Source organism: Oerskovia sp. NPDC060287 (assembly GCF_042726775.1).
GTDB classification, from domain to species: Bacteria; Actinomycetota; Actinomycetes; order Actinomycetales; family Cellulomonadaceae; genus Oerskovia; species Oerskovia merdavium.
The window spans coordinates 1-8,319 of record NZ_JBHXBO010000184.1; the positions used below are offsets into that span (position 1 = coordinate 1).

Sequence of the window (8,319 nt, forward strand, 5' to 3'; positions counted from 1 at the left end):
GGCCTACCATCCGGCCTCGTTCCTCGGCCTCCCGCCAGGCCCGACCACGGCCCGGCGACGGCCCCGCCCCCTCACTCACGAGCAGTCACGCGATCAGGAAGCCGGCTTCAGCTTCGTGAGGATGAGCGACGCGTTGGCCGTCGTCGGCTGCGGGTTCGCGTACGGGTCCTCGTCCGAGGGCCAGCCCACGAAGTTCTTGGTCGAGTACTGGGCCGCGGCCGGGCGTCCGAGGAGCGCGATGGCCGGGACCTCGTCGACGAAGACCTGCTGGACGGTCTCGAGCGCGGCCGTGCGGGCCGCCTCGTCCGTGGCGTTGGCGTACGTGGCCAGGGCAGCGGTCGCCTCGTCGTTCTTGAAGCGGCCGAAGTTCCAGATGGCGCGCTCACCGAGCGGCAGGTACTGGGCGCCGTCCATCTGGTTGGAGTAGGTGTCCCAGGGGGTCGCACCGCCGTCGGTCCAGTGCATCGAGGCCTGGAAGTCGCCCTCGGCGATCGCGGTGAACCAGGCGTCGGCGTTCTGGCCCTCGACCGTGGCCGTGATCCCCAGAGGCTTGACCGCGTCGGCGATCATCTGGAGCTCGGTCAGGTAGTCCGACCATCCCGTGGGGTTGGTCAGCGTGAACGTCACGGCGTTGCCCTCGGGGTCCTTGAGCGTCGTGCCGTCGAGCGTGTAGCCCGCGTCGGCGAGGACCTGCTTGGCACCGGCCTCGTCGACCGTGTAGTCCTTGCCCTGGAAGGGCGCGGTGATGAAGTCGGTGCCTGCGGGCTCGGGCAGCCCCGCGACGTTGGTCAGGGGCGGGAACACGCCCGAGGACGCGAGCTCGGAGATCTGCTCGCGGTCGAGCACGAGCTGCACGGCCTTGCGGACGGCGACGTCGTCGAACGGCGCGGTCTCGGTGTTGAGGAACAGCGTGTCGATGCCCAGACCCGTGGGCGCCCACTGGTTGTTCACCTCGGGGTTGGCGTCGATGTAGACCTTCTCGTAGTCGGGGATGAAGGTCCATCCCCACTGCGCCTCGCCCGAGACCAGGGCGTTGGTGAGTGCGTTGTTGTCGTTGTAGGAGCTGTAGCGCAGCTCCTTGACGCCGAGCTCGCCGCCCCAGTAGTCGTCACGGGCCGTGAGGGTCGCGGCCTGCGCGGTCCAGGACTTGAGGGTGTACGGGCCCGTCCCGACGGGCTCCTCGTTGGTCCAGGTCGTGGGGTCCTCCACGTCCTTCCAGACGTGCTCGGGGACCACGAAGAGCTGGAGGATCTGGCCCTGCTTGACGAACTGCCCCGAGGTGAACGAGACCGTGACCTTGTTGCCGTCGACCGTGATGTCGCCGAACGGCAGCGCGAACGTGTTGAGGCCCTCGTTGTCCTTGCGGATCTGGAACGAGTAGGCGATGTCCTCGGCCGTGAAGTCCTCGCCGTCCGACCACTTGACGCCGTCACGGGCCGTGAGGGTCAGCTGCGTGTAGTCCGCGTTCCACTCCCACTCGCTCGCGAGCCACGGCGTGGGGTCCTCGGACGGACGCACCGTGTTGACCTGGGCCAGCGGCTCGTAGATCGCGAACGCGTAGCCCAGCGACATCGCCGAGGACGTGTTGGCGAAAGGGTTGGAGTTGTCGGTCTGCGGACCGTTGGGCATCCCGATGGTCAGGACGCTCGAGCCTCCTGCCGACGAGGAGCTTCCCTCGCCGCTGCCGCCGCCGCTGCATGCGGTGGCGACGAGGGCGAGAGACGTGAGTCCGACGATCGCCGTGCTGATCCTGCGCTTGTTCATGAGTGCCTCCTTGCACTGAAAATCTGAACGAACCGTACGTGCGGTCCGCGGTGAACCTGACATCTGCTGGGTGGGGCTGGGTCGTGCGCTGTGCTGCGGGGCCGAGCGGGTGGTGCGGGTCGTGCGGTGGTGCTGTCGAGGAGCTGCGGCGGGGGAACGCCGCCGCTCCCCGGGTCAGGCGGGCAGTGGTGCCCGGAGCCGGAGGTCGCGGATCGACCGGCCAGCTCGCAGGACGTGCCCGCCGGCAGCGGTGACCCACTGCTGCGAGGGGACGTCCCAGATCTGGAGGGCGCGTGCGGGGATGCGCACGCGCGCCGTGGTGAGCTCGCCCGGGGCGGCGTCGACGACGGCGAAGCCGCCGAGCCAGCGCACGGGGCGGGAGGGGGCTCCGGGCGGGGTCGACGCCGCATCGGGCTCGACGTAGACCTGGACGACCTCGCGGCTCGTGCGCTCGCCCGTGTTGCGGACGGAGACGTCGAGCAGGACGTCGCCGGACGGGGCGGGGTCGGACCCGGCGGGGTCCCCGACGACCGTCGCGCCCAGGTACTCCCACGTGGACCAGCCGAGGCCGTGCCCGAACGGGGCCGCGGGCGTGGCGCCCGTGCGCTCCCAGGCGCGGTAGCCGACGTCGAGCCCCTCGGAGTACTCGACGACCCCGTCCTGCGGGATCGCGTGCGGGACCGGGACGTCCTCGAAGCGCGCGGGCAGCGTCCAGGGCAGCCGGCCCGAGGGCTCGGTCACGCCGAGCAGCGCGTCGGCGAGGCCCGAACCGGCCTCCTGGCCGCCGAGCCACGCCCACAGGACGGCCGGGGCGTCGTCGAGCCAGGGCAGCAGGACCGGGGCGCCCGCGTTGACGACCACGACCGTGCGGGGGTTGGCCGCCAGGACGAGCTCGGCCAGCCGGTCCTGGTTGCCCGGGAGATCGAGGTCGGGGCGGTCGTAGCCCTCGGACTCGACCTCCTCGGTCGTGCCGACGACGAGGACCACCACGTCGGCCTCGGTCGCCGCGGCGACGGCCTCGTCGAGCAGCTCCTGAGCGGTCGCGCCGGGGAGCCGGTGGACCAGCTCGCCCCGGACGAACGACGCGTACCCGACGGCGTGGACCACCTGGAGCGTCGCGTCGAGTCGCGCGGTGCGCGGCTCGGTGACCTCGACGTCCACGGTGCGGGCGACCGGGTGGTTGTGTCCCGAGCTCAGCACGACGTCCTCGTTGACGAGGACGTCGCCCGTCGAGACGAGCCGCGCGTCGACCGTCACGGTGTGGACGCCGACCGTGCCGATGCCGAGCTCGTGCGTGCCGGGCTCCTCGAGGTCGACGTCCGCGCGGACCCGCACGGCCACGGCGTCGGCCCGGACGTCCTGGAGCCACCCGTCCCACGTCGGGGCCGTGCGGGAGTCGAGGACCTCGCCGTGCGCGTCGAGGAGCTCGACGCGCAGGCCGGGCGCGCCCGTGACCGGGTCGCTGCAGCGCCCCGAGACGTCGAGCGCGGGCGGGTTGGAGCGCGAGCGCGCACCGTCGTGGACCAGGATGCGCGTGCCCTCGGGCAGGCCCGCGCGGAGCTCGTCCTCGGGGGTGGTCACGCGGTCGGGGACCACGAACGACGAGCCGCCGCCCTGGAGGAACGGGGTGGTCGCGGCGGGGCCGAGCAGCGCGACGGTCAGGGGACGGCCGGCGGGGGCCAGGGCCGCGGGGTCGAGGGGCACGAGCCCGGCGACCGCGCCGCGGGCATCGCCGGCCCGGTCGGTGCCAGGGGCCGCCACGGCTTCGTTCTTGAGCACGACGATCGAGCGTGCGACGAGCTCACGGAGGAACGCGGCCGACGCTTCCTGGCCCGTGAGCCCGTCGCGGGCCGACGACGCGGAGGAGGGTGCGTCGTCGGGCTGGAACCCGGTCACCTGCGCGGTGCCGGGAGCGTGGGGTGCCCCGAGGTCGAGCGCGCCGACCCGGTGGGCCAGGCGCAGGAGGCGCAGGACCTTGTCGTCGAGCTCGCCCTCGGCGACCTCGCCCGAGCGGACGGCGGCGAGCAGGCCGTCGCCCCACGGGCCGTCGGGGCCGGGCATCTGCAGGTCGAGGCCTCCCTCGACCGCGCCGCGGACCGTCTTGGTCGCGACCCAGTCGCTCACGACGACGCCGTCGAAGCCCCACTCCTCCTTGAGGACCCCCGTGAGCAGCGGGCGGTGCTCGAGCACCGGGGCCGCGGTCTCGCCGTCGTCGACGCCCGAGTAGGCACCCATGACGCTCCAGGCCTGGGCCTCGTGCACGACGCGCTCGAACGGCGGGAGGTAGACCTCGCGCAGCGTGCGCTCGTCGATGCGCGCGAGGTAGCGCGTGCGCTCGGTCTCGGAGTCGTTCGCGACGTAGTGCTTGACGCTCATGCCCACGCCGTGGGCCTGCGAGGAGCGCACGAGCTCGACCGCGATCTCCGCGGTCAGGTGCGGGTCCTCGGAGTAGCACTCGAAGTGCCGGCCGCCCACGGGCGTGCGCTGGAGGTTGATCTGCGGGGCGAGGACCACGTCGACGCCGTGGCGGCGCGCCTCGGACGCGAACAGCGCGCCGGCGCGGGCCGCGAGGTCGCGGTCCCAGGTCGCGGAGAGCGCGCTGGGGGCGGGGAACATCGCGGAGGTCTGCGCGGTCACCGGGGAGCCGTCGGCCAGGGTGGACTCGCCGCCCGTGCCACGGACGCCCACCGGGCCGTCGGACATCGCGACGGCCCGCAGGCCGATGCGCTCGATCGGGGTCGTGGTCCACATGCCTGCGCCGACGAGGAGGGAGACCTTCTCCTCGACCGTGAGGTCTGCGGTGAGGCGCGCGAGGCGTTCCTCGGTCCCGTCGACGTCGGCGTCGGCACCGACGTCGACGACGTCGGGGGTGACGTCGGTCGTGACGTCGTGGGTCTTCAGTGACACCAGGTGCTCCGTTCGGACGGCGTTGTCTGCTGGCCGATATACAACCACACTTACTGACTAGTCAGTAAGTCAACGAAGATCACAGTATGGTTGCGGTCATGACAGAGGCCACCACACCGGCGCGCACGCGCCGACCGCGCAAGGGCACCGCCGCCCGGCGCGAAGAGATCCTGCGCGCAGCCATGCGCGTCTTCGGGTCCAAGGGGTACCACCAGGGCTCGCTCGCCGAGGTCGCCGAGCAGGTCGGGATCACCCACGCCGGGGTGCTCCACCACTTCGGCTCCAAGAACCAGCTCCTCATCGAGGTCCTCGAGTTCCGAGACGTCGTCGACGTCGAGCACCTCGAGGGCAAGCACATCCCCGGCGGGCTCGACCTGTTCCGCCACCTCGTCACGACCGCCCGCATGAACGCGGAACGCCCCGGCATCGTCCAGGCGTACACCGTCCTGACGGGCGAGTCCGTGACCGACCAGCACCCCGCGCGCGACTGGGCCGCGCGCCGCTTCGCGGGCCTGCGCGGGGACATCACGAGCGCGCTCGACACCGTGATCGCCGAGCGCCGCGAGGCCGGGCTCCTGACGCCCGAGGACGATGTCGAGCTCGACCCCGTCGCGCTCGACCGCGCAGCCAGCACGATCATCGCCGTCATGGACGGCCTCCAGACCCAGTGGCTGCTCGACCCCGAGGCGGTCGACCTCGCCGGCGCCACGGCCTTCGCGATCGAGGCGATCCTGTCCTCGACGCTCGCCGCGTCGCGCAGGGAGCGGCCGCTCGACTGACCCGCGCGCGGGACCCCCGGGGCCTCACAGTCGATTCATAGGAACACCACAGGCGCCGCCGAGACACCGCGCGCACCATGGACGCATGACCACGACGCCCGCGCCCACGGAACCCCTCGTCTCGCCTCGCGCCCCCGAGCGCCTGACCCGGGCCGACGGCTCCCCCGTGCGCGTCCTCGTGGTCGACGACGAGCCCAACCTCGCCGAGCTCCTCACGTCGGCGCTGCGCTACGAGGGCTGGGAGGTCTCGACCGCCCTCGACGGGCAGTCCGCGATCCGCACGGCCCGCGACGTGGGTCCCGACGTGATCGTGCTCGACGTCATGCTCCCCGACCTCGACGGGCTCTCGGTGCTGCGCCGCATCCGTGCGACCTCGCCCGACGTCCCGGTCCTGTTCCTCACGGCGCGCGACACGGTCGAGGACCGCGTCGCAGGACTGACCGCGGGCGGCGACGACTACGTGACCAAGCCCTTCAGCCTCGAGGAGGTCGTGGCCCGGCTGCGCGGCCTCATGCGCCGCGGCGGGGCGACCGCAGCCCGCGAGGACTCGACCGTCGTCGTGGGCGACCTGGTCCTCGACGAGGACTCGCACGAGGTGTTCCGCGGCGGCGACCCCATCCACCTGTCGGCGACCGAGTTCGAGCTCCTGCGGTACCTCATGCGCAACGCGCGCCGCGTCATGTCCAAGCCCCAGATCCTCGACCGCGTGTGGAACTACGACTTCCGTGGGCAGGCCAACATCGTCGAGCTCTACATCTCCTACCTGCGCCGCAAGATCGACAAGGGCCGCGAGCCCATGATCCACACGCTGCGCGGGGTCGGGTACGTCATCAAGCCCGCCGAGGGCACGTCGAGCACAGCGGGCACCGCGGGCGCCGCAGCGGCCACCGCGAGCACCGCGCCCGACGGCGCCACGAAGGCCTGACGCGTGACCTCACCCCGGGCGTCGCTCACCGCCCGACCGCGCACCCTGCGCCGACAGCTCGTCATGGTCCTCGTCGCGATCCTGCTCGTCCTGAGCGTCGCGCTCGCCACCAGCTCGACGCTCGCGCTCCGCGCGAGCCTGGTCGACCGCCTCGACCTGGAGCTGGTCCAGGCGAGCCAGCGCGCCGAGCGCGGCCCGTTCGACCGGTTCGGCGCTGACGCGCCTCCCACCGAGGGCACGACCGGCACGACCGGGAGCACTCCGGAGGACACCACGACGGGCGGCGCCGACGGTTCGACCGCACCCACGGACCCCGGCGCGGCGTCGGACGGCTCGGCCCAGGACCCGGGTGCCGGGACCCTCCCGGGCGAGGCTCCGTCGTCGGGCACGGAGAACCAGAGCCCCCTGCCCCCCGGGCAGGGCGCCGGGACCATCAACGTGGTCTACGAGAACGGGTCGGTGCGGTTCGCGGGGTACATCGACGCGTCGGGCAACCTCCAGCAGCTCACGGACGAGCAGGTCGCCGAGCTCGAGAGCGTGCCCTCCGACGACCGGCCCCACACGGTCGAGGTGAGCGGCCTCGGCTCGTTCCGGGCCGTCTCGACCACGACCGAGCGGGGCGAGCCCAGCATCACCGCGATGAGCACGGCCGCCGTGACCGAGACGCTCGAGGGCTACCTGCTCGTCGAGGCAGGGCTCGTCGCCGCCGGGATCGTGCTCGCGTCGGTGCTCGGGACGTGGCTCGTCCGCCGCTCGCTGCGACCCCTGGACTCGCTCGCCGACGCGGCCGTGCACGTGTCCGAGCTACCGCTCGACCGCGGTGAGGTCGAGGAGATCCCCCGCGTCGACGAGCAGTTCACCGACGAACGGACCGAGGTCGGGCAGGTGGGCGCGGCGCTCAACCGCATGCTCGACCACGTCGAGGCCTCCCTGACCGCGCGGCACGAGTCCGAGACCCAGGTCCGACAGTTCGTCGCCGACGCGAGCCACGAGCTGCGCACGCCGCTCGCCTCGATCCGCGGGTACTCCGAGCTCGTCCGCCGCTCCCCCGACCAGGTCCCGCCCGACACGCTGCGCGCCCTCGACCGTATCGAGTCCGAGGCCCTGCGCATGGGCGACCTGGTCGAGGACCTCCTGCTCCTCGCCCGGCTCGACGCGGGGCGACCGCTCGACCGCGATCCCGTCGACCTCGCGGCCCTCGCGATCGACGCGGTGGCCGACGCGCACGCCGCGAGCCGCGACCACGTGTGGGAGCTCGACCTGCCGCTCGCAGGGGGCGAGGGGCCGGTCGTCGAGGGGGACGAGGGCTCGACCACGGGCGACCGCGACCCTGCCGAGGTCGACACGCTGACGCTCGACGGCGACGGGATCCTCGCCGAGGGCGACGCCCTCTGGGCAGACGGCGACGACACGTTCGACATCCCCGACGTCACGGTCGTGGGCGACGAGGCGCGGCTGCGGCAGGTCTTCACCAACCTGCTCGGCAACGCCCGCGTCCACACGCCGCCCGGCACGCGCGTCGTCGTGAGCATCCGGCCCGACGGCGAGGACCACGTGGTCCTGTCCGTGACCGACGACGGCCCCGGCATCCCGCCCGCCCTGCTGCCGTCGCTGTTCCAGCGGTTCAGCCGCGGCGACTCGGCGCGCAACCGGGTCGGCGGGTCGACCGGGCTGGGCCTCGCGATCGCGCAGGCCGTGGTCCAGGCGCACGGCGGGGAGATCTCGGTGCGCGACGCGACCGCGAGCGACCTCGCGCGGCCAGGAGCCACGGGACCGCGGCGCGACGACGGACCGGAGGCCGACGACGCGGGGCGCGCTCCGGCGTCGGGCACGACGTTCGAGGTCCGGCTGCCGCGAGGCTGAGCCGGTGCGGGGCGGCCTCGGCCTGCTGATGGTCGCGTTGCGGCCGGTCGAGCACGAGGTTGCGTTCGTTGTCAGCCCGAC

General features: G+C 73.0%; 5 protein-coding genes. 3 read left to right on the top strand and 2 right to left on the bottom strand.

Annotation, left to right across the window (positions count from 1 at the left end; all coding sequences use genetic code 11):
• Positions 1-93: 93 nt before the first annotated feature.
• Positions 94-1,764: an ABC transporter substrate-binding protein gene (locus tag ACFWFR_RS14720; RefSeq protein ID WP_377623443.1), complete on the bottom strand. Its 1,671-nt coding sequence runs from the start codon at positions 1,762-1,764 to the stop codon at positions 94-96.
• 174 nt (positions 1,765-1,938) lie between these two features.
• Positions 1,939-4,671 carry a beta-glucosidase gene (locus tag ACFWFR_RS14725; protein ID WP_377623444.1) on the bottom strand — a complete coding sequence of 911 codons (2,733 nt, stop codon included), beginning with the start codon at positions 4,669-4,671 and terminating at the stop codon, positions 1,939-1,941.
• Between the two features lie 98 nt (positions 4,672-4,769).
• Between ACFWFR_RS14725 and ACFWFR_RS14730 the strand changes: the two genes are divergently transcribed.
• The 3 genes from ACFWFR_RS14730 (at position 4,770) to ACFWFR_RS14740 (ending at position 8,238) form a co-directional block, all read left to right on the top strand.
• Entirely contained in the window at positions 4,770-5,450 is a 681-nt protein-coding gene (locus tag ACFWFR_RS14730) for a TetR/AcrR family transcriptional regulator (protein ID WP_139107917.1), read from the top strand.
• Between the two features lie 85 nt (positions 5,451-5,535).
• On the top strand, positions 5,536-6,375 hold the full coding sequence (locus ACFWFR_RS14735) for a response regulator transcription factor (RefSeq protein WP_377623445.1): 840 nt from the start codon (positions 5,536-5,538) through the stop codon (positions 6,373-6,375).
• Between the two features lie 63 nt (positions 6,376-6,438).
• Positions 6,439-8,238, top strand: a complete 1,800-nt coding sequence (locus tag ACFWFR_RS14740) for a sensor histidine kinase (RefSeq protein ID WP_377623446.1) — start codon at positions 6,439-6,441, stop codon at positions 8,236-8,238.
• The last annotated feature ends 81 nt before the right edge of the window (positions 8,239-8,319 follow it).